Origin of the sequence: Massilia sp. YIM B02443 (assembly GCF_030411955.1) — a bacterium.
Lineage (GTDB): Bacteria > Pseudomonadota > Gammaproteobacteria > Burkholderiales > Burkholderiaceae_D > Telluria.
On record NZ_JASNRA010000002.1, the window covers coordinates 330,615 to 353,087 of the forward strand.

The window sequence follows — 22,473 nt, forward strand, 5'->3', positions numbered from 1 at the left end:
ACACGAACAATTCAGTCAACCATTGGAGTCTTCATGAAGGTCTTTCGTTCTTTCAGCCGTCCCCTGCTCTGCTCGGCCCTGCTCGCCGCCTGCGCGTGCGCATCGGCCGCCAACGTCGAGGTGCGCGTCACGGGCGTGGTCGCCGGCAAAGGCAAGGTGGCGGTGGCCGTGTGCGACAAGGACACCTTCCTGAAAGACTGCAAGTATTCGGCCAAGGCGCCGGCCAGGGAGGGCGAGAACGTCATCACGGTGAAGGAGGTGCCGGCCGGCACCTGGGCCGTGCTGTCCTACCAGGACGAGAACGATAACGGTGAGCTGGACCGCAACATCGTCGGCATCCCGAAAGAGAACTACGGCTTCAGCCGCGATGCGCGCGGCCAGTTCGGCCCGCCGAGCTTCGAGGAGGCGGCGTTCACGGTGAACGGCGACACGGCGCATGCCGCGATCAGGCTGCGCTGACCGTCCGCACGCATCGGTCTGCCGTCTGCTGTCGGGTTGTGCCATGATATGCTCCCAACCTATTTGCCAGAAAAATAATGTCTCTTGCGCCAGCTCCTCACGAACCAGCGGTTGACAGCGCCACCGGCTCCAATCTGCGGTTCAAGGAACTGTTCGAACAATCCCCGCTCAGCCTGCAGCTATTGGCGCCCGATGGACGTACGATGCGGGTCAACACGGCGTGGGAAAAACTGTGGCAGATCCATGAGGGTTCGGCGCTGAAGCAATTCGTGCTGAGTCCCGATTACAACGTCCTGCGCGATCCCCAGCTGGTCGAGAGCGGCATCGCGGCACTGCTGGAACAGGCGGTCAGGGGCGAGCCGGTCCTCATTCCGGCCGTGCACTACGACGTGGCGGCACTGGATGGCCGGGGCCCCGCGCGCTGGGTGACGGCGCGCGCGCATCCGATCAAGGACGAGGCTGGCAATGTCTTCGAAGTCTTGCTGATGCACGAAGACATCACCGACAAGCTGGAAGCGGAAAACGCCCTGCGCATGCGCGAGGAACGGTTCCGCTCGCTGGTAATGGCAACCTCGCAAATCGTCTGGAGCAATACTCCGGACGGCCGCGTCGACGAAGACTCGCCCTCGTGGCGCGCGTTTACCGGGCAGACCTACGAGGAGTGGCGCGAATTCGGCTGGCTGGAAGCGGTTCATCCGGACGACCGCGACGCCACCAGACGCCTGTGGCTGGCCTGCGTGGCCAGCAAGTCGCTGTTCGAAACGCGCTATCGCCTGCGTCGCGCGGACGGCGCTTACCGCTGGACCGAAGTGCGCGGCGTGCCGATCGTCGATGCGACCGGGTCGATCCGCGAGTGGATCGGCACCAATACCGATATCCATGAAACCGTCATGGCCGAAGCCGAACTGGCGCAGCGCCTGGAGCGCGAACAGCGCAACGCCGCCCTGCTGGCCAAGGTCGCGCACGCGGCGCGCAAACTGCAGACGGTGCTGTGGGACGGCGACATCGCCGAGGTTCTGGTCAGCGAAGTGCGCGACATCCTGCAGGTACACCAGGCAGTGGTGTCGATCACCGAGGGCGCCAACTGGTCGCAGGCGATCAACGCGGTGTCGCTGTCGGACAAATACGCCCCCTACCGCGCCTATGCCGAAAGCACCGACGGCAGCGGCATCTATGCCGAGGTATGCCGCACCAACCAGCCGCTGCGGCTGACCCAGCAGCAACTCGAAGCGCATCCGCAATGGAAAGGCTTCGGCAGGCATGCGGCTGCCCATCCGCCGATCCGCGGCTGGCTGGCGGTGCCCCTGATCGACCGCACCGGCAAGAACATCGGGCTGATCCAGGCATCGGACAAGATCGAGGGCGAATTCTCGGCCGAGGACGAAGCGATCCTGGTGCAGCTGGCGTCGATCGCGGCCAACGGCTTCGAGAATGCGCGCCTCTACCAATCGCTGCAGGAACAGGACCGGCGCAAGGACGAATTCCTGGCGATGCTGGCCCACGAGCTGCGCAATCCGCTGGCGCCGATCGCGGCCGCCTCCGAAATGCTCAAGCTCGGCACCGCCAGCGAAGAACGGATCCGCCGCTCGAGCGAAGTGATCGGCCGCCAGGTGCGGCACCTGACGTCGCTGATCGACGACCTGCTCGACGTCTCGCGCGTGACGCGCGGCTTGATCGAGCTCGACCGTGCGCTGCTGGACCCGATGGCCCTGGTCGCCAGTGCGGTCGAGCAATCCCAGCCGCTGATGACGGCGCGCGGCCACAGCTTCGCGATCGAAGGAGACGCCAATGGGGCGCGGGTCGTTGGCGACGCCAACCGGCTGGTGCAGGTCATCGCCAACCTGCTCAACAATGCCGCGAAGTACACGCCGAACGGCGGCGCGATCGTGCTGACGGTGGCGCGCGACGGCGACGTCCTCGCGATCAGCGTGCGCGACAACGGCACCGGCATCGACGCCAGCCTGCTGCCGCGCATCTTCGACCTGTTCACGCAGGCCGAGCGAACGCCCGACCGCGCCCAGGGCGGACTCGGGATCGGCCTGGCGCTGGTGAAGACGATCGTTTCGCTGCACGATGGACAGGTCAGCGCGCACAGCGGCGGCCCGGGCGCCGGCAGTGTGTTCACGGTCACGCTGAAGGCGGCCTGACTTCACGCCTCACGCCAAGGCGGGTGCCGCCGTTTCACAGGTAGAATCCGGCTTCGATTCACGCGATACGAAAGCAAACGATGAAAAAGACCGACCTGGCAAAGAGCGACGCCAAGAAAATCATGAACCAGATGGCGGCCAAGGGCGCCGCGTTCGGCGCCGCCGCCAAACCGTTCGACCGGCGCGAGCAGCGCGAACGCGAACGCGCGCTGGGCCTGGTGCCGTTCGCCGTCAAACTCAATGGCGACCTGGTGGCGCAACTGCAGGCGCTCGCCAGGGAACGCAATGTCGAGATGAACGATCTGGTGGCCGAACTGCTGCAAAAAGGCCTGGCTGCCTGAGGACAAACCAGGCACGGCCCATCAACAATACGGAAAAAGTCATGGAAAGCACGGACCAGCGTTACCTCATCCAGCAAAACAAGCGCGTCGCAGAGGGCCAGTCGGCGCCGGTATTTGCCAAGGTCATGCGCAGCAAGGACGGCAAATTCGAAGGCGTCTCCTTCATCAAGAACAAGGAAAAAGCGACTGTCCTGACCATCGCCGAAGCCGAGGAAGCGATTGCCTGGGCCACGAAAAAGAAAGGCAACGCCCACGAATATGATACCAAGATCATCTGCGTCGGCCAGTAACGGCGCGAGGTCGTCTGGAACACGTGCGCAGTGCCAGCCATGTTAAATTGTTTGCAATAGTTCATTCTTTTTCAGGAGAGCACATGCAACGATATTCAGCAGCGATCGTGGGTGGATTGATTGCCGGCGTGGTGACCACGGCCGTCATGAAAGCGGGCCGCAACAGCGGCCTGCTGACAAAGACGCTCGACCGCGACGCCGTCGACTGGATCGACGACGTTACCGGCTCGCGCGCGGTGATCGGCGACAGCGGCACAAGCGCCGTCGAATTCGTTAATCACCTGGGCGCATCGGCCGCATTTGCCGCCGCCATTCCGGTGCTGCGCGATCTGGCCCCGTCGCTCTCGCCAGTGGCGCTCGGCACCCTGTATGGCACGGGGCTGTACGCCGTGAATATCGGCGCCATCGCGCCGGTACTCGGCATTACCGAAGGTGAAGTCAAGGCCGGTCCGCGCAAGGCGGCCGAGCGCTGGGCGATTCACGTCCTGCAGGCCGTGGTCACCGCCGTCATTGCCGAGCGCTTGACCGACACGCCACGCCGCTGATGCGGTACGCGTGGCGTTCAAGCCACGCTAGGCCTGGTTCAGCGTGCGCGAATTGGCATTGGTGCGAAACACGATCGGTTGCTCGATCACCTGCGCCTTGTCCAGCCCTGCCCCGGGCTGGCTGGCGAAACGGATCACCTGATCCACTTGGCCGCGCTTGGGCGACTTGCTGCACACGGGATCGGTGGCCGCCGCGTCGCCGGCCAACATGAACGCCTGGCAGCGGCAGCCGCCCAGGTCGCGTCCCTTTTCGTCGCAACTGCGGCACGGTTCCTGCATCCAGTCATTGCCGCGATAGGCATTGAAGCCGTGGCTGGTGCGCCAGATCTCGGCCAACGCCATATCGCGCACGTTCGGCAGGTTCAATCCGGGCAGGTCGCGCGCGTTATGGCACGGCAGCGCCACGCCATCGGGCGCCACGCCAAGAAACACCGAACCCCAGCCATTCATGCAGGCCTTGGGCCGGTCTTCGAAATAATCCGGCACCACGAACAGCAGCTTGCACGCCGCACCGATGCGTTCGCGGTACTCCTCCACCACGCGCTCGGCCTCGCGCACCTGATCGCGCGTCGGCATCAGCTGAGCGCGGTTCTTCATCGCCCAGCCATAATATTGCGTATTGGCCAGCTCCAGGTATTCGGCGCCGAGCGCCAGCGCCATGTCGATGATCTTGCCGACGTGCGGCAGGTTATAGCGATGCAGCACGCAATTCATCACCATCGGGTAATCGTATTGCTTGATCAGCTTCGCCACTTTCATCTTGAGGTCGAAGGTGCGGGTGCTGCTCAGGAAGTCGTTCAGTTCGCGCGTCGAATCCTGGAACGACAACTGGATATGATCCAGCCCCGCGTTCTTCAGTGCCGCGATGCGCGTTTCATTCAGCCCGACGCCCGAGGTGATCAGGTTGCTGTAGAAGCCGAGCCGGCGCGCTTCAGCAACCAGTTCTTCCAGGTCGTCGCGCATCAACGGTTCGCCACCGGAAAAACCCAGCTGCACCGCGCCCAATGCGCGCGCCTCGCGCATCACGCGCACCCACTCACCGGTGCTGAGTTCATTGCGCACCGCGTCGTAATTGAGCGGGTTGTAGCAGAACGCGCAATGCAGCGGGCATTGATAGGTCAGTTCGGCCAGCAGCCAGAATGGCGGCGACACCGTCGGCGCGCCCGGGGTGGCTTGGTTCGGCAGCATCACTCGATCCATTGATGCTGGTAGGCGTGGGCCAGCAAGCCCTCGATATCCGGTCGCAGATTGGTGGCCTGGAATTTGGTTTCCAGGTCGCTGACGATCTGGTCGACCGGCGTGTTGCCGTCGCAGCACTTGAGGATCTCGGCGGCGCTGTTATTCAGCTTGACCATGCCTTCCGGATACAGCAGCACGTGGCATTGCTGGGCCTCTTCCCATTGCAGGCGAAAGCGGCGGTTCAGCGCCGGGGTAGCGGGAAATCGCGGTTGGTTCATGTCGGATAGGCTTTTTCGATGGCGTCCAGCATGGCCCACAGGATGTCCAGCTTGAACTTCAGGATGTCGAGCGCGCGCTGCTGTTGCTCGCGCGTGGTGAAATAGTCGAGGGTCACGCTCAAGCCATGCTCGACGTCGCGCTGGGCCAGTGGAATGCGGCTGCGGAAATACGTCAGGCCTTCCGATTCGACCCACGGATAATGGGTCGGCCAGCCGGCCAGCCGGTCCTTGTGGATCTGCGGCGCGAACATTTCGGTCAGCGACGAACACACCGCTTCCTGCCACGGCGAACGGCGCGCGAAATCGACGTAGGCGTCGCAGGCGAAACGCACCGCCGGCACCACGTGCTGCAGCGACCACAATTCGGCGCGTGGAATACCAGCCGCTTCGCCCAACTGGGTCCAGGCTTCCATGCCGCCCTGGGCGTCGCCCTGGTAATCGTCGTAGCCGTCGTGATCCAAAATGCGCGCGATCCACAGCCGGCGCGTGGCGCGGTCGTCGCAATTGGACAGGATCGCCGCATCCTTTTTCGGAATGATGAACTGGTAATAGAAGCGGTTGGCGATCCAGCCGCGGATCTGCTCCGGCGAGCACAGGCCGGCATTCATGCGCAGGTTGAATGGATGGTGGATATGGTAGGCCTTGCCCATCGCGCGCAATTCGCGTTCGAATTCCTCGCGCGACCAGGGTTCCAATCCGGCCGCGCTGTTATTGAATGCGGACGTCATAGATCGATTTCCATCCCGTCGAAAGCGACCTCGATGCCATGCGCGGCCAGTTCGGCGCGTTCGCGCGAATCCTCGCGCAGAATCGGGTTGCTGTTGTTGATGTGAATGAGGATCTTGCGGCGCGCCGGCATGCGATCGAGCACCTCGATCATGCCGCCCGGTCCCGACTGCGGCAGGTGGCCCATCATGTGCGTGGTCTTTTTCGACAGGCCGAGCGTGATCATCTCGTCGTCGCTCCAGCAGGTGCCGTCGACCAGCAGCACGTCGGCCTGGCGCATGGCCTCTTCCACGGCGTCGGTCATGTGGCCCAGGCCCGGCGCATAGAACACGCGCGCGCCGCTGGCGGCGTCATGCAGCATGAGTCCGATGTTGTCGCCCGGGTGCGGGTCTTCGCGGTGCGAGGAATACGGCGGCGCCTTGCTCAGCAGCGGGATCGGGAGCAAGCTCGTGTCGCGCAGCGGCGCGATCGAGAGCGCCGCGCCATCGAGCGCCAGCGGGCGCGCGTCGACGCCGCAATAGTGGCCGAGCACGCGGGTCAGCGGCAAGGCCTGCGACAGGTCGGCCAGCACTTCCTGGGTGGCGTACAGGGGTAAGGGCGAGCCGCGCTCGCGCAGCATCAGCAAGCCGGTGACGTGGTCGATCTGGGCGTCCATCAGCAGCACCGCGGCGATGCCGGTGTCGCGCACGGCGCGGGCCGGCTGCAAGACAGGGTTGGCGCGGATCTGCATCAGCACGTCGGGCGAGGCATTCACCAGCAGCCAGTCGACGCCGTCGTCGCTGACGGCGATCGACGATTGGGTACGGCTCACCGCCTGGATCGTGCCTTTGCGCACGCCATCGCAGTTCAGACAATTACAGTTCCACTGAGGAAAACCTCCCCCGGCGGCGGAACCAAGTACACGGATTTTCAACGGCGCATCCAACCTTTCGAAACGACCGGCGCACGATAAAAGCAAGTGCCGACCAGGCTCGCACCTGTCGGCACTTGCCGGCGTTACGCATTAACGATTGAAGACATACATCGTGATTTCAAAACCCCAACGAAAGTCGATTGCCTGAGGTGTTTCCCAGCTCATAGAAGCCTCCTGTTGAATGGATGGTGATGTCAAAGATGCGACCGTAGCCGCTCACAACGGCTACGCTTTATTGTGACTTAGTATTAATTATTTTGCACAAGATCGCGCTGCTGTTGTGTGGGCGTACTTACTGCAGGTAGCCGGCCAGCCAGGCATCGGTGGCGATGCTCGGTCGCGCTTGCAAAGTCGCGCGCAACGGCGCACGATGAGATCGACCAGCCGAGCCACTTCAACCAGGAGACGGATGATGATCAAGGTGAGCGTGATGTACCCGAACGGCCCCGACGCCCATTTCGACGAAGCGTACTACCGGGACCGGCACATGCCGATGGTGAAGGAACTGATGGGAGACTATTGCAAGTACTACACGGTCGACCGGGCGCTCGCCGCCGGCACGCCCGAGACGAATGCGCCCTACATCGCCATGGGCCACTTGTTCTGCGAGTCGGTCGATGCGTTCCAGGCCGGATTCGGCCCGCATACGAAACAGATCATGGGCGATATTCCCAACTACACCAACCAGAAACCGATCATCCAGATCAGCGAAGTGCTGGTGGGTTGAGTTGATTGGACGGTGTGGTCAAGCGGACCGTATCGAACCGGTCGACTCAGTGCGTCGCTCCGCCGACCTCGACCACATCGTCCGCCACGCCCAGCGTCATCTCGACGGCAATGCGGATACCGGCCACGATATCGTCCAGCGCCATCGACGGCGGCGAGTCAAGCCGGCCCTCCACCTGCTCCGGCAGGAACGGCACGTGAATGAAGCCAGCCTTGATCGGCAATGCCGCGACGTGATGCATCAGCCCGTAAAACACGTGATTGCACACGAAGGTGCCGGCAGTCTGCGACACCCCGGCAATCAGGCCGCGGTCGCGTAATGCACGCACGATCGCCTTGATTGGCAGCGTCGAAAAATAGGCCGCCGGACCATCGTCGACAATCCGCACATCGACCGGCTGCTGCCCGTCGTTATCGACAATCGACGCATCGTCGACATTGATCGCCACCCGCTCGACCGAGATCTCGGCCCGCCCGCCGGCCTGTCCCACTGCGATCACGACGTCGGGATGCAGTTCCGTGACCAGCGCCGCGATCGCCTCGTTGGCGTCGCCGAACACGCACGGCAACTGCCGCACCTCGACCCGGAAGTGATGGCCGCCGGCCTCCCCTTGCCAGCCTTCCAGTGCGCGCACCGCCTCCCACGCCGGGTTGATGGTCGCCTTGTTGAACGGCTCGAAGCCGGTAAGCAGAACGGTCTTGATCATAGGTTCATCAGGAAGTAGAGCAGGAAGATGTTCGCCACCAGCAGCGGCAGTGCGGTCGGAATCTGGGCGCGGATCACCGCGTTCTTGTCCGGCAGTTCGAGCAGCGCCGCCGGGACGATGTTGAAGTTGGCGGCCATCGGCGTCATCAGGGTGCCGCAGTAGGCGCTGAACATGCCGATCGCCGCCATCACGGCCGGATTGGCGCCGTACACGCCGACCAGCACCGGGATGCCGACCCCGCCCGCCATCACCGGAAAGGCCGCGAAGCCGTTGCCCATCACCACCGTGAACAGCGCCATGCCGAGACAGAACACCGCCACCGCGACAAAGCGCAGGTCGAGCCCGATGTACGAGGTGGTCAGGTGCGCCACCGCCTTGCCGACGCCGGCTTCGGAAAACAGCAATCCCAGCACCGCCAGCACGTGCGGCAGCACCACCGCCCAGCCCATGGCGTCGATCAGGCGCCGCGCCTCGCGCACGCCCTGCAGCGGCGTGGCGCGCGTCAGCCAGCAGGCGGTGAGCAGCGCCACCAGCGCGCCGCAGCCCAGGCTGGCCAGGGTCAGGTGGGCCGGGTCGAGCAGCGGCAGGCCGCCGACGTGCACGTCCTTGAGCACGGTGGCGCAGGCCACCGTCACCAGCGGCAGCAGCAGCGCCGGGATGAACAGGCGGTTGCCCAGGCGCGCGGCGCTGGCGCGGCGGGCGTCGTCGGACAGCGGCACAGGTTTACCGGCACGCACGCCGCCGAAGCCGGCCAGCAGCGCCATCGCGATCATCAGCGCGCCGATCCAGGCCGGCGCGATGCGTTCGCCAGCCAGGTACAGGGTGGCGTACAAGCTCCAGAACAGCGCCGTGGTGAAGCGGCGCGGGTTGCTGCGGTCGAGCAGGTTCATCACGCCGACCGCGCCCAGCAACAGGCCGACGACGATGTACAGATGGTCGATGGTCAGCGTCATGCGGCGGCCTTCTCCGCATTGGTGTGCGTACCCAGTTCGCGCCGCAGCTGGGCGTCGAGCCGGCGCAGGTTCCAGGCGTGGATGACGAAGGCGCTGATCGCGGTGGGGATGCCCCACAGCGCGATGTGCAGCGGATTCACCTCGATGCCTTCGGCCTGCAGGATGGTGTGCATCAGGACGATGGCGCCAAAAGCGACAAAGATGTCTTCGCCGAAGAACAGGCCGACGTTGTCGGTGGCGGCCGACATGGCGCGGATGCGGTGGCGCAGGCGTTCGGGCAGCGCGCCGTATTGCGCTTCGGCGGCCGCCTCGGCCATCGGCGCCACCAGCGGGCGCACCATGTTCGGGTGGCCGCCCAGGCTGGTCAGACCCATGGCGGCGGTGCTTTCGCGCGCGAACAGGTAGACGATCAACAGGCGCCCGGCGGTGGCGGATTTCACGCCGGCGATCACGGCCTGGGCGCGGTCGCGCAGGCCGAAGCGTTCCAGCAGGCCGATGGCGGCCACCGGCAGCAGCAGGATCAGGGGCAGGTTGCGGGTCTTGACGAAGGCGTTGCCGAGCGACTCGAGCAGCGCCACCAAGGGCATGGCGGCGGCAACGCCGGTGACGCCGCAGGCCGCCACGGCGACCAGCACCGGATTGGCCCGCAACAAGAAGCCCGCGACCACGACTGCCACACCGAGCAGCGGCCACAGGTTGACGCTCGAATCCATGCACTCTCCGGCTGGTTATGTAAGCCGGGCAATCTTACCGCATGTTCACGGACGCCCTGGGGCGGTTTTTCAGTCCGGGCGGACCGGGTTGGTGGCGAGGTCGCCCACCACCGTGTTCCATGGACGCACGTGGAAGGCGCGCACCAGGCCGTGGGTGACGTAGGGATCCCGGGCGGCAAACAGCTGCACGGTTTCGGCGCTGTCGGCCTGGAACACCAGCACCGCCTGGTCGGCGGGGTCGGCCACCGCGCCTGCCAGGATCAGCTCGCCGCGTTCCTGCGCTTCCCAGGCCAGTTTCAGGTGGGCGTCGCGGAACTCGCCGCGGCGTTCGAGGTAGTCGGGGGCGAGGTCGTACATCAGCAGGAAGTGCACTGGAGTCTCCAAAGGTGGCGGCGATCGGGGCCGGGGTTGTGTGGATGGTACTGGAATTGGGACGGAGTATGCCGTCTGCTTGCGTTGGGCAATCGTGGGGGTGCGCTGGTGCAGTCCGTTCGCCCGTTCGGGTGCTGCGGAGGAACTTGAATCCCCGCCCGACCACCACCGTTCCGCGCACCTAAAATGTTGGATTAAAACAACTTTTTACCCACCACGCATCGCCGATCCGGCAGTGATACATGCCGCACACAACAAAACTGCTGAGCAGGCGTAGACTACTTCCATGGACACCTCGAAGAAAATGGCGGCAGGGATCACCGGATTTGCCAGCATGCTCTGGCTGGGGCTGACGGCTGCCGTCGCGGCCAACCAGCGCCGCCTGGTGTTCAACCCGACGCTGGAACGCGAGGTCAAGAGTCCACGCTCGAGCGGCCACCGCACCCGCCCGGTGGTGCTGCGCGCCAAGGACGGCACCCGCCTGTGCGGCTGGCTGATGACGCCGACCATTCCCGGCCCACGTCCCGCCGTGCTGTATTTCGGCGGCCGTTCCGAAGAAGTCTCGTGGGTGGTGCGCGATGCCGGCAAGCTGTTCCCCAACATGACCGTGCTGGCGATGAACTACCGCGGCTACGGCGAGTCGCAAGGCATCCCGGCCGAGATCCACATGATCGAGGACGGCTGCCTGCTGTTCGACTGGCTGGCCACGCGCGGCCAGGTCGATGCGCGCCGCATCGCGGTGGTCGGCCGCAGCCTGGGCTCCGGCGTCGCGGTACAGGTGGCCAAGGAGCGCCCGGCCCATTCGGTGGTCCTGATCACGCCCTACGATTCGATCCTGGCGATCGCCAAGCGGCGCTTCCGCGTGATGCCGATCGAGTACATGCTGCGCCACCGCTTCGAGTCGATCAAGCACGCTCCTGCTCTCAAGGCGCCGACCTACGTGCTGCGCGCCGCCAGCGACGACGTGGTGCCGCACGCGAATACCGACCTGCTGGTGGCCAAGCTGGGCCGGCTGGTGGCGGACGATACCGTCCCCGAGTCGGACCACATGAACATCCCTTACCTGGACAGCACCCAGGACATGATCGCCGGCTTCCTCACCCGCCAGTTCGCCCAGCCGGTCGAGCCGGCGATCGCCGCGGCCGCTGATGCCGCCGCTGCCGCACCGGCCACCGTATTGACCGAAGAGCCCGCAATCGCGGCGGCCAGCGCCGTGCCGATCACCGTCACCGATACCCCGCCTGCAGCCAACGGTCCGATCCTCCCCGCCCCTAACCTGCCCGAAAAAGCCTCCGCCTGACAAAATAATTGCAAAAGTTGTCAGCAGTTATATTTCCATCGAATAAATTGGCAAGTAAAATCGTATTTGTCATCAACTTGTAGATTGATGCATATTTGACAGCTTGCGCTGTGATAACCCGTGTTCGCCTTGAAAACAGGCGCGCCGGTCGCCCAGTGCCCCGTAGGTTCGCCGGAAGCCTTGTTGCTGACATGCGACATGGGCTTGTTTCCGCCGAAAGAATTGGTCGCCAGATACAAATCGTAACCCCCAGCGGTCCCTTGGGCTGACACAATCGCGCAGCGCGGTGCAGCCCGGTGCAGCAGCCTGCCTTGCCGTCGCGCGCTGTCGCAGCAGGTGCAGCAGGTGCAGCCCATCCCATCGCCAGCCGCGTGGCGGGTACAATATCGCTATTCCAGGAGCTCATACATGAAATTCAAGCAACTCAGCGTGACCATTGCGGCGCTGTGCGTCGCCGGCAGTGCGATGTCGGCGCCGGCAGCAGGTCCGATCGCCGCGCCCAAGCTGGGCGTGGTCTACGATGCTGGCGGCAAGTTCGACAAGTCGTTCAACCAGTCGGCCTACGAAGGCCTGCAGCGCTTCACCAAGGAAACCGGCGTCAAGGTGCTGGAAGTGCAGGCCAACAGCGATACCCAGGCCGAACAGGTGATGCGTGGCCTGGCGCGCAAGAAGATCGACCTGATCGCGGCGATCGGCTTCTCGCAGACCCAGGCCGTGCAAAAAGTTGCCAAGGAATTCCCGAACGTGCGCTTCGTGCTGATCGACAGCATCGCCCAAGGCGCCAACGTCAATTCGGTGATGTTCAAGGAACAGGAAGGCTCCTACCTGGTCGGCACCGCCGCCGCGATGGCGTCCAAGACCAAGAAGCTGGGCTTCGTCGGCGGCATGGACATTCCGCTGATCCGCGCCTTCGCCTGCGGTTACGCGCAAGGCATCAAGGCCACCGCGCCGAAGGCCGAGATCGTCCAGAACATGGTCGGCACCACCGCCGCCGCCTGGAACGACCCGGCCAAGGGTGGCGAACTGGCGCGTGCCCAGTTCGACCGCGGCGTCGACGTGGTGTTCGCGGTGGCCGGCGGCAGCGGCATGGGCGCGCTGCAGATGGCCAAAGAGAAAGGCAAGCTGGCGATCGGCGTCGATTCGAACCAGAACTACCTGCACCCGGGCACGATGCTGACCTCGATGGTCAAGCGCGTCGACGTGGCGATCTACGATTCGTTCAAGTCGGTGCAGAACGGCACCTGGAAAGGCGGCGTCACCTATAAAGGCCTGAAAGAAGGCGGCGTCGACTGGGTGCTGGACAAGGACAACCGCAAGGTCGTCACGCCGGACATCGAAAAGCGCGTGATGGGCGTGCGCAACGATATCATCAACGGCAAGATCAAGGTGATCGACTACCGCGCCGGCAGCAGCTGCCCGGTCTGATCTTTTAACATCCCATGACGAAGCGCGCCGCACCGGTTGCTCCGGTCCGGCGCGCTTTTGAATGATGCAACCTCCACATTACGACAGACCGCAATGCAGCCAGCCGTAGAATTTCGCAACATTAGCAAGGCCTTCGGGCCGGTGCAGGCGAACGCCGACGTCAGCTTCTCGATCGCCAAGGGCTCGATCCATGGCGTGATCGGCGAAAATGGCGCCGGCAAATCCACCCTGATGAGCATTCTGTACGGCTATTACCACGCCGACAGTGGCCAGCTCGTCATCAATGGCGCCGAGCAAAAAATCCGCTCCAGCCAGGAAGCGATCGGCCTCGGCATCGGCATGGTCCACCAGCACTTCATGCTGGTCGAGAACATGACCGTGCTCGACAACGTGATGCTGGGCACCGAGGGTGGCTTCAAGCTGTCGAAAAAGCGCGCCGAGACCGAAGCCAAGCTGCGCGAGATCTGCACCCGCTACCACCTCGACGTCGATCCGCTGGCCGTCATTTCCGACCTGTCGGTCGGCGCCCAGCAGCGCGTTGAAATCCTGAAACAGATCTACCGCAGCGCCGAGATCCTGATCCTGGACGAGCCGACCGCCGTGCTCACCACGCAAGAGATCGCGTCGCTGTTCGACATCCTGCGCCTGTTCAAGGAACAGGGCAAGACCATCATCCTGATCACCCACAAGCTGGGCGAGATCATGGAGATCACCGACCAGGTGACCGTGATGCGCGCGGGCCGCGTGGCCGGCGCCGTCGCCACCGCCGATACCTCGAAGGAGCAGCTGGCCAATATGATGGTCGGCCGTCCGATCGAGGGCAACCTGCCGCGCAAGCCCTACTCGCCGGGTGCGTCGGTGCTGGCCGTGGAAAACCTGCAGCTGAAAGATGCCAACGGCGTCCAGCTGCTGGCCGACATCGCACTGAACGTGCGCGCGGGCGAGATCGTCGCCATTGCCGGCGTCTCCGGCAACGGCCAGAGCGAACTGATGGAAATCCTGTCCGGCATGCGCCTGCCGACCTCCGGCACGGTGACGATGGAGGGCAAGCCCCTGCCCTTCGCCGGCCGCTTGAACGCCGACGGCCTGCCCGCCACCTTCCGCAATCTCGGCATCGGCCACGTGCCGGAAGACCGCCTGCGCGACGGCGTGATCAAGGATTTCTCGGTGATGCAGAACACCGTGTTCGGCTACCAGGACCGCGTCACCAACGGCGCCGGCCTGTTCGACTTCAAGGCCATCGCCGCGCGCTGCGCCCACTTGCTGGAAGAATTCGACGTCCGTCCGAAAGACCCCAACGTGCGCATCGGTTTGCTGTCCGGCGGCAACCAGCAGAAGGTCGTGATCGCGCGCGAAGTCTCGGCCGCACCGAAGCTGATGCTGGTCGGCCAGCCGACCCGCGGCGTCGACATCGGCACCATCGAAAGCATCCACACCCAGCTGCTGCGCCTGCGCGACGAAGGCGTGGCGATCCTGCTGGTGTCGACCGAGCTGGAAGAAGTGCGCGCCCTGGCCGACCGCATCGTCGTGATGTCGGGCGGCCGCGTCACCGGCGAGCTGAATATTGACGAATTCGACACCACCCGCATCGGCCTCTTGATGGGCGGGATGCACAAATCATGAAAACCACTGAACTCCCACGCTGGGCCTCGGGCTTCGTCCTGCCGGTCCTGAACCTGCTGTCCGCGCTCCTGGTCGCGGCCCTGGTGATCCACCTGCTGGGCGAAAGCCCGGTCGAGTCGCTGCAGATCCTGGTCAACAGCGCCGTGCTCAATCCGGAAGGCCTGAGCTACACGCTGTTCTACGCCTCGACGTTTGTGTTCACCGGCCTGGCCGTGTCGATCGCGATGAAGGCCGGCCTGTTCAACATCGGCGCCGAAGGCCAGATGTACCTGGGCGGCCTGGGCCTGACCCTGGCCATGCTGAGTTTCGATGCGACGCTGTCGCCGTGGCTGCTGATCCCGCTGGCGATCGTCGCGTCCGCCGTGTTCGGCGCCGGCTGGGCCTTCCTGCCCGGCTACCTGCAGGCCAAGCGCGGCAGCCACGTGGTGGTCACCACCATCATGTTCAACTTCATCGCCGCCGGCCTGATGAACTTCATCATCGTCAAGTACCTGATTCCGGAAGGCGACCAGAACCCGGCCAGCCGCACCTTCAGCGAAGCGGCCATGATGCCGACCCTGTACAACTGGTTCCCGGCGCTGGGCGACACGCCGCTGAACATTTCCTTCCTCCTGGCCCTGGTGGCGCTGGCCATCTACGGCGTGGTGGTGTCGCGCTCGAGCTGGGGCTACAAGCTGCAGGCCACGGGCCTGAACGCCCACGCCGCCCACTACGCGGGCGTGCGCATCAGCCGCACCATCATCGTGGCGATGCTGATCTCGGGCGCCCTGGCCGGCCTGGCAGCGGTGAACTCGATCCTCGGCTCGACCCACTACCTGAGCCTGAACTTCCCGGCCGGCGCCGGCTTCATCGGCATCGCGATCGCCCTGATGGGGCGCCAGAATCCGATCGGCATCCTGCTGTCGGCGGTGCTGTTCGGCGCCCTGATCCAGGGCGGCTTCGATCTGTCGCTGGAAAAGCCGAACATCCCGCAAGAAACCATCGTCTTCATCCAGGGCCTGATCATCCTGTTCTGCGGCGCCATGGAAAACATGTATGGCCCGGCAGTCCTGAAAATGATCAACGCAACACGTAGCAACAAGGGTTAAGCCATGGAAGACTTCCAGTTCGCCAGCATCGTCGTCTCCACCATCCGCAATGCGCCGGTGCTGATCTTCGCGGCCATGGCCGGCCTGTTTGCCGAGCGCAGCGGCGTGGTCGACATCGGCCTCGAGGGCAAGATCCTGGCCTCGGCCTTCGTCTCGGCCGGCGTCGCGTATACCTATCAAGACCCGTGGCTGGGCATCGCCGCCGGCATCCTGGCCTCGATGGCCCTGGCACTGGTGCAGGCTTTCGTCTCGATCACCCAGAAGGGCAACCAGCTGGTGGCCGGCATCGCCATCAACATCGCCATGAGCGGCCTGACCTTCGTGGTGGCGCAGTACTTCTTCCAGCAGGGCGGCCGCACGCCCGACCTGGGCGAGGCGCGCCTGACCGACATCGTGCTGCCGGGGACCGAACTGGTGGCCGGCGTGCCGGGCCTGGGCTGGTTCTACGGCCACGTGATCGGCGGCCATTCGGCGCTGGTCTACTTTGCCTTTTTGCTGATCCCGGTCGTGCACTGGACCCTGTACCACACCCGCTTCGGCCTGCGCCTGCGCGCCTGCGGCGAGAACCCGCACGCGGCCGACGCCGCCGGCATCCCGGTCCAGCGCACCCGCTACACGGCGATGATCATCGCCGGCGTGCTGTGCTCGTTCTCGGGCGCCTACCTGTCGATCGTGCAGAGCGGCTTCTTCTTGCGCGACATGTCAGCCGGCGCCGGCTACCTGGCCTTGACGGCGCTGGTGTTCGGCAACTGGCGTCCGCTGTACACGGCGCTGGGCTGCATGATGTTCGGCTTCTTCTCGGCGGTGCAGATCCAGATCGAAGGCGTCGACCTGCCGGTGGTGGGCCGCATCCCGGGGTCGCTGATCCAGATGATCCCGTACGTCGTGACCGTGATCGTGCTGGCCGGCCTGATGGCCAAATCGGTGGCGCCGAAAGCGCTCGGCAAGCCGTTCGTCAAGTCGCGCTAAGCGCGTCGTTGTCTCGCTATACCGTCCTGCCCGCGCCCGCGGGCAGGAAGCGTTCCCCCCTCTCTGCCCTGCTTCCTCCGCTCCCGGCGCCCTGAACGTCGATCCTGCGCCACAAAAGTTCAAATATTGCCGTAGCAAAAACACAAAAAACGGCACTTTTTGGTGATTCATCTGAGAAAATCACCAATTTCCACGCGGCAATTCGGCAAACGCTGCACCATCCGGCCGGCCTGCACTTCTTAGACGACACCATGCAACTTCAGAATCTCAAGATCCGCACTCTCCTGTTCGGCGGTTTCGCCGCCATCCTGGCCCTCATGCTGCTGCTGGTCGGCACCGGCCTGGTCCAGATGAAGAACGCCGAGACCAGGACCGACCGCCTGACCGGCGAAAGCATGCAGCGCCTGGCCATGCTGCAGGAATGGCAGGCGATCATCGAAACCAACGCCGCGCGCACCCTGGCCGCGATCAAGATGGCCGACGCCAACGACGAAAAATTCTTCACCGATGCGATCGCCACGTCGTCCAAGCGTTCCGACGTGCTGCAAAAGGAACTCAAGGAAAGCCTGTCGACCGACCCTGCCGCTTCGGCCCTGTTCGAACAGGTCGACGCGCAGCGCGAAGGCTACCGCGCCGCGCGCAAGGCCGTGATGGCGCAAAAGGCCGCCGGCGAAACCGAAGCGGTGCGCAAATTCCTGGACACCGACATGTTGCCGCGCGTGCGCGCCTATGTCGATTCGCTGGGCGCGATCGTCAAGTACCAGCAGGACGTGGTGAACAAGGACGCCGAAGAGATCGACGCCGGCTTCCAGACCAACCTGATGCTGCAGACCACCCTGACCGTGATCGCCCTGCTGGCCGGCGCCGGCTTCGCCTGGTGGATCAGCCGCCGCATCAGCGCGCCGCTGACCGAAGCGGTGGCCGTGGCCCAGACCGTGGCCCAGGGCGACCTGACCAGCCGCATCGTGGCGCAGGGCAGCAACGAAACCGGCGCCCTGATGGCTGCGCTGCGCGACATGAACGACAACCTGGTCAGCATCGTCGGCCAGGTGCGCACCGGCACCGAGACCATTGGCGAAGCGGCCAGCCAGATCTCGGCCGGCAACCTGGAACTGTCGGTCCGCACCGAACAGCAGGCCAGCGCGCTGGAAGAAACCGCGTCGTCGATGGAAGAACTGACCTCGACCGTGCGCCAGAACGCCGAGAATGCGCGTGAAGCCAACGGGCTGGCCCAGGTCGCCTCGCAGGTGGCCGGCCGCGGCGGCGAGACCGTCGGCCGCGTGGTCAACACCATGAATGCGATCGCCGATTCGTCGAAGAAGATCGCCGACATCACCGGCGTCATCGACGGCATCGCGTTCCAGACCAATATCCTGGCGCTGAACGCCGCGGTGGAAGCGGCGCGCGCCGGCGAACAGGGCCGCGGCTTCGCCGTGGTGGCCTCGGAAGTGCGCAACCTGGCGCAGCGCTCGGCCGCCGCCGCCAAGGAAATCAAGACCCTGATCGGCGACTCGACCGGCAAGGTCGAGGAAGGCAGCCGCCTGGTGTCGGACGCCGGCACCACCATGCAGGAAATCGTGGACAGCATCAACCGCGTGACCACCATCATGTCCGACATCGCGATGGCCAGCCAGGAGCAGTCGGCCGGCATCGAGCAGGTCAATGGCGCGATCGCGCAGATGGACCAGGTGACGCAGCAGAACGCGGCGCTGGTGGAAGAAGCGGCGGCCGCCTCGAGCGCGATGCGCGAGCAGGCCGACGCGCTGGCGGCGCTGGTGTCGACCTTCCGCTTCGAAGCCGCGCAGGCGCACGGCGGCCGTCCGGCGCTGCGCAACACTGCGCGTCCGGCGCTGACCGCGTAAGGTTGATCCGGGCGGCGCATGGCCGCCTTGCTGTCGAACGAACGCCGGGATTTCCCGGCGTTTTTTATGGCGTGACCGGATCTATCGGTTCGTAGACGGCGGCGCGGCGGCTGGAGCGGGCCAGCGTCCAGGCGAAGCCGATGCCGGCCGAGGCGCCGCTGTTCTTCAGGTGCAGCGGGCTGTCGTTGTTGGCGCTGCCAGCGTAGGACTCATAGCGCACGAAGCCGAACACGCGCACATCCGGATTCATCTGGCGCGTGGCGAACAGGCCCACGCGCGCCAGCACCAGGCCGACGTCGGCCTCGTAGGACGGGCGCGACGCGCTGGCGTACTGCGGCGCCACTTCATAGAAGTAGCGGTTCAGGCGCTTGTCGCCGAACACCACCGAGGCATTCGCTTCGAACGACCATGGCGCCGTGGCCCTGCCCGGCAGGCCGCGCATTTCATAGGCCAGCTTCGGCTCGAAGGTCCAGCCCTGGCGCCGCAGGCCGCCCCTGGCCTCGATCACCGCGCGCAGCGGCAGTTCGGCGCGCAGGCGGCTGGTGGGGCTGAGGTCGGCCAGCTTGATCTTCAGGCGCGGGCCGAACTCGAACAGCGTGCCCAGGTCGGGCATGCCCCGTCTCGCGTCGACATCGTCGGAGTCGGACGGCAAGGCCCCGGCCAGGCCGATGTCGAATTCGGCGCGCTCGGAGCGGAACAGGCGCGCGCCCACGCCGTTCTGGTCGGCGCGCAGCACTTCGCCGCGGTACAGCAGGTAGGGCAAGGCCAGCACGCGGCCGTTGCGGTCGTCGGCGCCGGGGTAGGCCGGGGTGGTGACGCCGAAGGCGCCGACGCCGAATTCCCACAGGGGCAATCTGCTTTCGTCGCCCGACTGGGCGACGGCCGGGAGCGACAGGAGTGTGCAGGCGCAGGCCAGGACGGCCTTCAGGGGTGGCGACATGGGACCTCGAACCGGTTCAGGAAGATGAACACGATTCTATCGGAGTTCGCGCGCGCCCTGCACGTGCGAGGGCGCGCATCAAGGACGCCGCGTCACGGCGCCCTGCCCGATGCTCACGGCCAGATCGTCGTCAGCATCGCCGCCAGGTTGTAGCCGCCCTTGATCAGCTGCGTCTTTGCCACCGCCGAGCTCGGTACTGGGTAGTTGTCCGGCACTTCCAGCGCGAAGGTGTAATAGGTCTCGCCCTTCTTGCCCGTCTGCGGCGTCAGCTTGCCCGGCGTCACGTCGGCGTAGGCCAGCTTGGCCGCCACCAGACCGTCGTTGGCCCACTGCACCGGCCAGGTCGCGACGTCGCCCTTCGGCGTGGCGACGTGCGGATGGCTGTCGATCGCCACCTGCGCGAACTGCTCCGGAGTGCGGGTCTTGATGCGGCGGAAGGCGTAATCCACCGTGGTGCTGTCCCAGTACGAGTGGAACGGCTTGGTCAGCGCCCTGGGCACGCCTTCCTTGATCGCCACGGGCTCGCCGGCCGGAATCAGCTTCGACGACAGCATGCCCAGGCGCTCGTCGTCGAGCAGCAGGTTGTTGCCGCCGCGCGAATCGAACACCAGCGTCTCGTCGACTTCGGCGCGGTTCTTCGGCACCACGAACTTGCCGTCCTTGCTCACAAAAGCCGAACCGACGTGCAGCGGCTGGTGGATGTCGCCGGCGAAGTGGGTCAAGAGAATCAAGGCCTGGCGCTTGCTGAAGTTGTGCGGGTTCAGCGCCGGATCGGTTTTACCTTGCAGGACGGCGATGCACTGCTCCAGCGTCTGCACGATGTCGACGTCGCTGGTGCCCACGCCGTGCTCGTGGTAGTGGTCGAGCTGGAACGGCGTGTTTGTGTAGTGGTACTCGCTGTGGCGCGGATTGCCGGCCACGTAGTCGACCATTTCCTGCGTCTGCGGGCCGCAATAAGTGCCCTTCACGCAGTCGGCCCAGTTGGCGATCGACTCCAGCGTCTCGCCCGGCTGCAGCAGCCTGGCGATCTCTTTCTGCGCATTGCTGCCCTTGAGCAGCTTGTCGGCAATGGCGCCCACGGCGCGGTGGCCGTCGCGGCCCCAGGCGGCGGCGTCCGGCGCCGCCATCGATGCGAAGGCGGCGGTCAAGGCCAGCGCGCATGCAAGTTTCTTCATGATGATTCCTTATCTTTACTGACGCTCAGTCGGCCTTGCGGATACGCGGCGTCGTCTTCGGCGCGCCCTGCCCTTCGATCTTCTTCAGGTAGGCGGTAAAGCCTTCCAGGTCGATCATGCCGGTGTCGTTGCGGTTGGTGCCCTGGGCGAATTCAGGATAGCCGTCGCTGCCTTCGGCCAGGAAGTTGTTGGCGGCGATGCGGTAGGTGGCGCCGTCCTGCACTTCCTTGCCATTGATCCTGACGCTGCCCGGCACCAGGCGGCTGCCGACTGGACGCTTGGCGTCCCAGGCGTAGCTGAAGCCTTCCGACACGTGCATGATGGCGTCGCTGGTGGCTTGCGGCTGGTTCCACTGGCGCTCCAGCAGGCGCTTGATCTGGGCGCCGGTCAGGTCCATCACCACCATCGTGTTGCCGAACGGGAGAACGGCCTGGGCCTGGCCGAAATTGACGGTGCCGTCAGGACCGGCTTCGAGGTCGCGCCGCACGCCGCCATTGTTCATGAAGGCGATTTGCGCGCCCAGGTGGCGGGTCGAATCCAGCGCCGCATCGGCCACCAGGCGACCGATGGTCGACTCGCCGTTGTCGTCGCGCTTGCGCAGCAGCGGCGTGTTGGCCACCTTGGCGACCGGACGCACCAGTGCCGCCTGGCTGCGCTGCTTCACTTCGGCCACGAACGCGGCCATCTTCTCGTCGGCCGGGAATTCACCCGGCTTCATCACCACGTTGCTGACCTTCAGGTCGCGCACCGCGCCGCTCTCCGGCTCGACCTGCATGGAAACGCGCGTGAGCAGGTGGCCGGCAGTGTCGGCCTGGGTCACGACGCGGCCGTCGACCTGGCACAGGTAGCCCTGGTGCGAGTGGCCGGTCAGCACCAGCTTGACCGACGGGTCGATCTTCTTGGTGACGTCGACGATGTCGCCGGTCAGCTGCGAGCAATCGGTCTTGAGTGGCGATTCGACCGTGCGTCCGCCCTGGTGTACCAGGGCCACGATCACCTTGGCGCCGGCGGCGCGCATCTGCGGCAGCAGCGCGTTGATGGCGTCGGCCTCGTCGCCGAACGTCAGGCCAGCGACGCCGGAGGCGACCACCATGTTCGGGGTGTCGCGCAGCACCACGCCGACCAGGCCGACCTTGATGCCTTTGACGTCTTCGATGGTGTAGCCCGGGATGAAGGTTTTACCGGTGGCGGCGTCGATCACGTTCGCGCCCAGGTAAGTGAATTTGGCGCCGCCGAAGGTAGGCGCGTACTTGCAGGCCTTGGCCGGACGCGACGAGTCGCAGCCGCCGTGCTGCTGGCGCAGCAGTTCCTTGCGGCCGCCGTCGAATTCGTGGTTGCCGACCGCGCTCGCGCGCAGGCCCAGCATGTTCATGGCCTGGATGGTCGGCTCGTCGGCCCACAGCGAGGACAGCGCCGGGCTGGCGCCGACGATGTCGCCGGTCGAGACCAGCAGCAGGTCCTTGTCTTCCTTGCGCCAGGCCTGCAGCGCGGCGGCCACCGCTTCGGCGCCGCCGGCGCGCAGCACGTGTTCCTTGCCGTCGACGTCTTTCATGGTGTAGCGGCTCGGCTCGAGGTTGCCGTGGAAATCGTTCAGCGACACCAGGTTGATGGTGACGGGGGCCTGGGGAGTGCTGGCGCAGGCCGACAGCAGCAGCGCCATGGTGAGAGCGGACAGGCCGGCGGTTGCGCGACGCGAAGCGATCATGGGGAAATACCTTTATTGAATGCGGACCACCGTGGCG

The 22,473-nt window shown here is 65.1% G+C and carries 24 protein-coding genes; 12 read left to right on the forward strand and 12 right to left on the reverse strand.

The features are described 5' to 3' along the window. Positions 1 to 33: 33 nt before the first annotated feature. The 5 genes from QPK27_RS03740 (at position 34) to QPK27_RS03760 (ending at position 3,782) form a co-directional block, all read left to right on the forward strand. Positions 34 to 459 carry a DUF2141 domain-containing protein gene (locus tag QPK27_RS03740; protein WP_290416861.1) on the forward strand — a complete coding sequence of 142 codons (426 nt, stop codon included), beginning with the start codon at positions 34 to 36 and terminating at the stop codon, positions 457 to 459. 77 nt (positions 460 to 536) lie between these two features. Further along, entirely contained in the window at positions 537 to 2,606 is a 2,070-nt protein-coding gene (locus tag QPK27_RS03745; protein ID WP_290416862.1) for an ATP-binding protein, read from the forward strand. A gap of 80 nt (positions 2,607 to 2,686) precedes the next feature. Next, entirely contained in the window at positions 2,687 to 2,947 is a 261-nt protein-coding gene (locus QPK27_RS03750) for a hypothetical protein (RefSeq protein ID WP_290416863.1), read from the forward strand. A gap of 41 nt (positions 2,948 to 2,988) precedes the next feature. After that, entirely contained in the window at positions 2,989 to 3,237 is a 249-nt protein-coding gene (locus QPK27_RS03755) for a hypothetical protein (protein ID WP_290416864.1), read from the forward strand. 83 nt (positions 3,238 to 3,320) lie between these two features. Continuing rightward, on the forward strand, positions 3,321 to 3,782 hold the full coding sequence (locus QPK27_RS03760; RefSeq protein ID WP_290416865.1) for a hypothetical protein: 462 nt from the start codon (positions 3,321 to 3,323) through the stop codon (positions 3,780 to 3,782). Positions 3,783 to 3,809: 27 nt separating this feature from the next. Here the strand turns inward: QPK27_RS03760 and pqqE are convergent, their stop codons facing one another. The 5 genes from pqqE to pqqA all read right to left on the reverse strand — a co-directional run bounded on the left by pqqE (position 3,810) and on the right by pqqA (position 7,043). Beyond that, positions 3,810 to 4,970, reverse strand: coding sequence for a pyrroloquinoline quinone biosynthesis protein PqqE (gene pqqE, locus QPK27_RS03765; protein ID WP_290416866.1), 1,161 nt, complete (start codon positions 4,968 to 4,970; stop codon positions 3,810 to 3,812). Then, positions 4,970 to 5,239 carry a pyrroloquinoline quinone biosynthesis peptide chaperone PqqD gene (gene pqqD, locus QPK27_RS03770; RefSeq protein ID WP_290416867.1) on the reverse strand — a complete coding sequence of 90 codons (270 nt, stop codon included), beginning with the start codon at positions 5,237 to 5,239 and terminating at the stop codon, positions 4,970 to 4,972. Before pqqD ends, pqqE begins: the two co-directional genes overlap by 1 nt. After that, positions 5,236 to 5,967 carry a pyrroloquinoline-quinone synthase PqqC gene (gene pqqC / locus QPK27_RS03775; protein WP_290416868.1) on the reverse strand — a complete coding sequence of 244 codons (732 nt, stop codon included), beginning with the start codon at positions 5,965 to 5,967 and terminating at the stop codon, positions 5,236 to 5,238. Before pqqC ends, pqqD begins: the two co-directional genes overlap by 4 nt. Beyond that, positions 5,964 to 6,878, reverse strand: coding sequence for a pyrroloquinoline quinone biosynthesis protein PqqB (gene pqqB, locus QPK27_RS03780; protein WP_290416869.1), 915 nt, complete (start codon positions 6,876 to 6,878; stop codon positions 5,964 to 5,966). Before pqqB ends, pqqC begins: the two co-directional genes overlap by 4 nt. Positions 6,879 to 6,968: 90 nt before the next feature. Continuing rightward, positions 6,969 to 7,043, reverse strand: a complete 75-nt coding sequence (gene pqqA / locus QPK27_RS25425) for a pyrroloquinoline quinone precursor peptide PqqA (RefSeq protein WP_374047009.1) — start codon at positions 7,041 to 7,043, stop codon at positions 6,969 to 6,971. Positions 7,044 to 7,290: 247 nt separating this feature from the next. Here pqqA and QPK27_RS03785 point away from each other — a divergent pair, with 247 nt between their 5' ends. After that, positions 7,291 to 7,605 (forward strand): EthD family reductase, encoded by a 315-nt coding sequence (locus QPK27_RS03785; RefSeq protein ID WP_290416961.1) that lies wholly within the window; start codon positions 7,291 to 7,293, stop codon positions 7,603 to 7,605. A gap of 46 nt (positions 7,606 to 7,651) precedes the next feature. On the opposite strand, the gene pcp is transcribed toward QPK27_RS03785, so the two are convergent. From pcp to QPK27_RS03805, 4 genes are all read right to left on the reverse strand, one after another. Further along, complete coding sequence (gene pcp, locus QPK27_RS03790; RefSeq protein WP_290416962.1) at positions 7,652 to 8,308, reverse strand: pyroglutamyl-peptidase I; 657 nt, start codon at positions 8,306 to 8,308, stop codon at positions 7,652 to 7,654. Next, a complete protein-coding gene (locus QPK27_RS03795) occupies positions 8,308 to 9,264 on the reverse strand; it encodes a DUF979 domain-containing protein (RefSeq protein WP_290416870.1) in 957 nt (318 codons plus the stop codon). The genes pcp and QPK27_RS03795 overlap by 1 nt, the downstream gene beginning before the upstream one ends. Continuing rightward, positions 9,261 to 9,977, reverse strand: a complete 717-nt coding sequence (locus QPK27_RS03800; RefSeq protein ID WP_290416871.1) for a DUF969 domain-containing protein — start codon at positions 9,975 to 9,977, stop codon at positions 9,261 to 9,263. Before QPK27_RS03800 ends, QPK27_RS03795 begins: the two co-directional genes overlap by 4 nt. Before the next feature lie 69 nt (positions 9,978 to 10,046). Further along, a complete protein-coding gene (locus QPK27_RS03805) occupies positions 10,047 to 10,349 on the reverse strand; it encodes a YciI-like protein (RefSeq protein ID WP_290416872.1) in 303 nt (100 codons plus the stop codon). A 286-nt stretch (positions 10,350 to 10,635) separates the two neighbouring features. On the opposite strand from QPK27_RS03805, the gene QPK27_RS03810 reads away from it, so the two are divergent. From QPK27_RS03810 to QPK27_RS03835, 6 genes are all read left to right on the forward strand, one after another. Next, positions 10,636 to 11,649: an alpha/beta hydrolase gene (locus QPK27_RS03810; protein ID WP_290416873.1), complete on the forward strand. Its 1,014-nt coding sequence runs from the start codon at positions 10,636 to 10,638 to the stop codon at positions 11,647 to 11,649. A 408-nt stretch (positions 11,650 to 12,057) separates the two neighbouring features. Next, complete coding sequence (locus QPK27_RS03815; protein ID WP_290416874.1) at positions 12,058 to 13,074, forward strand: BMP family protein; 1,017 nt, start codon at positions 12,058 to 12,060, stop codon at positions 13,072 to 13,074. Between the two features lie 93 nt (positions 13,075 to 13,167). Continuing rightward, positions 13,168 to 14,697 (forward strand): ABC transporter ATP-binding protein, encoded by a 1,530-nt coding sequence (locus QPK27_RS03820; protein ID WP_290416875.1) that lies wholly within the window; start codon positions 13,168 to 13,170, stop codon positions 14,695 to 14,697. Beyond that, on the forward strand, positions 14,694 to 15,785 hold the full coding sequence (locus QPK27_RS03825; RefSeq protein ID WP_290416876.1) for an ABC transporter permease: 1,092 nt from the start codon (positions 14,694 to 14,696) through the stop codon (positions 15,783 to 15,785). Before QPK27_RS03820 ends, QPK27_RS03825 begins: the two co-directional genes overlap by 4 nt. Positions 15,786 to 15,788: 3 nt before the next feature. Next, positions 15,789 to 16,754, forward strand: coding sequence for an ABC transporter permease (locus tag QPK27_RS03830; protein WP_290416877.1), 966 nt, complete (start codon positions 15,789 to 15,791; stop codon positions 16,752 to 16,754). A gap of 251 nt (positions 16,755 to 17,005) precedes the next feature. Continuing rightward, complete coding sequence (locus QPK27_RS03835; protein WP_290416878.1) at positions 17,006 to 18,616, forward strand: methyl-accepting chemotaxis protein; 1,611 nt, start codon at positions 17,006 to 17,008, stop codon at positions 18,614 to 18,616. 64 nt (positions 18,617 to 18,680) lie between these two features. Here QPK27_RS03835 and QPK27_RS03840 read toward each other — a convergent pair whose 3' ends face one another. The 3 genes from QPK27_RS03840 to QPK27_RS03850 form a co-directional block, all read right to left on the reverse strand. After that, positions 18,681 to 19,556: a MipA/OmpV family protein gene (locus QPK27_RS03840; RefSeq protein ID WP_290416879.1), complete on the reverse strand. Its 876-nt coding sequence runs from the start codon at positions 19,554 to 19,556 to the stop codon at positions 18,681 to 18,683. Between the two features lie 113 nt (positions 19,557 to 19,669). Then, a complete protein-coding gene (locus tag QPK27_RS03845; protein ID WP_290416880.1) occupies positions 19,670 to 20,731 on the reverse strand; it encodes a S1/P1 nuclease in 1,062 nt (353 codons plus the stop codon). 25 nt (positions 20,732 to 20,756) lie between these two features. Further along, entirely contained in the window at positions 20,757 to 22,436 is a 1,680-nt protein-coding gene (locus tag QPK27_RS03850) for a bifunctional UDP-sugar hydrolase/5'-nucleotidase (protein ID WP_290416881.1), read from the reverse strand. Between the last annotated feature and the right edge of the window lie 37 nt (positions 22,437 to 22,473).

Coding starts and splice junctions, on each gene's coding strand:
- QPK27_RS03755 (WP_290416864.1), top strand. CDS start 2,989: ATGGAAAGCACGGACCAGCGTTACCTCATCCAGCAAAACAAGCGCGTC.
- QPK27_RS03835 (WP_290416878.1), top strand. CDS start 17,006: ATGCAACTTCAGAATCTCAAGATCCGCACTCTCCTGTTCGGCGGTTTC.
- QPK27_RS03840 (WP_290416879.1), bottom strand. CDS start 19,556: ATGTCGCCACCCCTGAAGGCCGTCCTGGCCTGCGCCTGCACACTCCTG.
- QPK27_RS03810 (WP_290416873.1), top strand. CDS start 10,636: ATGGACACCTCGAAGAAAATGGCGGCAGGGATCACCGGATTTGCCAGC.
- QPK27_RS03800 (WP_290416871.1), bottom strand. CDS start 9,977: ATGGATTCGAGCGTCAACCTGTGGCCGCTGCTCGGTGTGGCAGTCGTG.
- QPK27_RS03795 (WP_290416870.1), bottom strand. CDS start 9,264: ATGACGCTGACCATCGACCATCTGTACATCGTCGTCGGCCTGTTGCTG.
- QPK27_RS03850 (WP_290416881.1), bottom strand. CDS start 22,436: ATGATCGCTTCGCGTCGCGCAACCGCCGGCCTGTCCGCTCTCACCATG.
- QPK27_RS03830 (WP_290416877.1), top strand. CDS start 15,789: ATGGAAGACTTCCAGTTCGCCAGCATCGTCGTCTCCACCATCCGCAAT.
- QPK27_RS03815 (WP_290416874.1), top strand. CDS start 12,058: ATGAAATTCAAGCAACTCAGCGTGACCATTGCGGCGCTGTGCGTCGCC.
- QPK27_RS03745 (WP_290416862.1), top strand. CDS start 537: ATGTCTCTTGCGCCAGCTCCTCACGAACCAGCGGTTGACAGCGCCACC.
- QPK27_RS03820 (WP_290416875.1), top strand. CDS start 13,168: ATGCAGCCAGCCGTAGAATTTCGCAACATTAGCAAGGCCTTCGGGCCG.
- QPK27_RS03740 (WP_290416861.1), top strand. CDS start 34: ATGAAGGTCTTTCGTTCTTTCAGCCGTCCCCTGCTCTGCTCGGCCCTG.
- QPK27_RS03825 (WP_290416876.1), top strand. CDS start 14,694: ATGAAAACCACTGAACTCCCACGCTGGGCCTCGGGCTTCGTCCTGCCG.
- pqqC (WP_290416868.1), bottom strand. CDS start 5,967: ATGACGTCCGCATTCAATAACAGCGCGGCCGGATTGGAACCCTGGTCG.
- pqqD (WP_290416867.1), bottom strand. CDS start 5,239: ATGAACCAACCGCGATTTCCCGCTACCCCGGCGCTGAACCGCCGCTTT.
- QPK27_RS03750 (WP_290416863.1), top strand. CDS start 2,687: ATGAAAAAGACCGACCTGGCAAAGAGCGACGCCAAGAAAATCATGAAC.
- QPK27_RS03760 (WP_290416865.1), top strand. CDS start 3,321: ATGCAACGATATTCAGCAGCGATCGTGGGTGGATTGATTGCCGGCGTG.
- QPK27_RS03785 (WP_290416961.1), top strand. CDS start 7,291: ATGATCAAGGTGAGCGTGATGTACCCGAACGGCCCCGACGCCCATTTC.
- QPK27_RS03845 (WP_290416880.1), bottom strand. CDS start 20,731: ATGAAGAAACTTGCATGCGCGCTGGCCTTGACCGCCGCCTTCGCATCG.
- pqqE (WP_290416866.1), bottom strand. CDS start 4,970: ATGCTGCCGAACCAAGCCACCCCGGGCGCGCCGACGGTGTCGCCGCCA.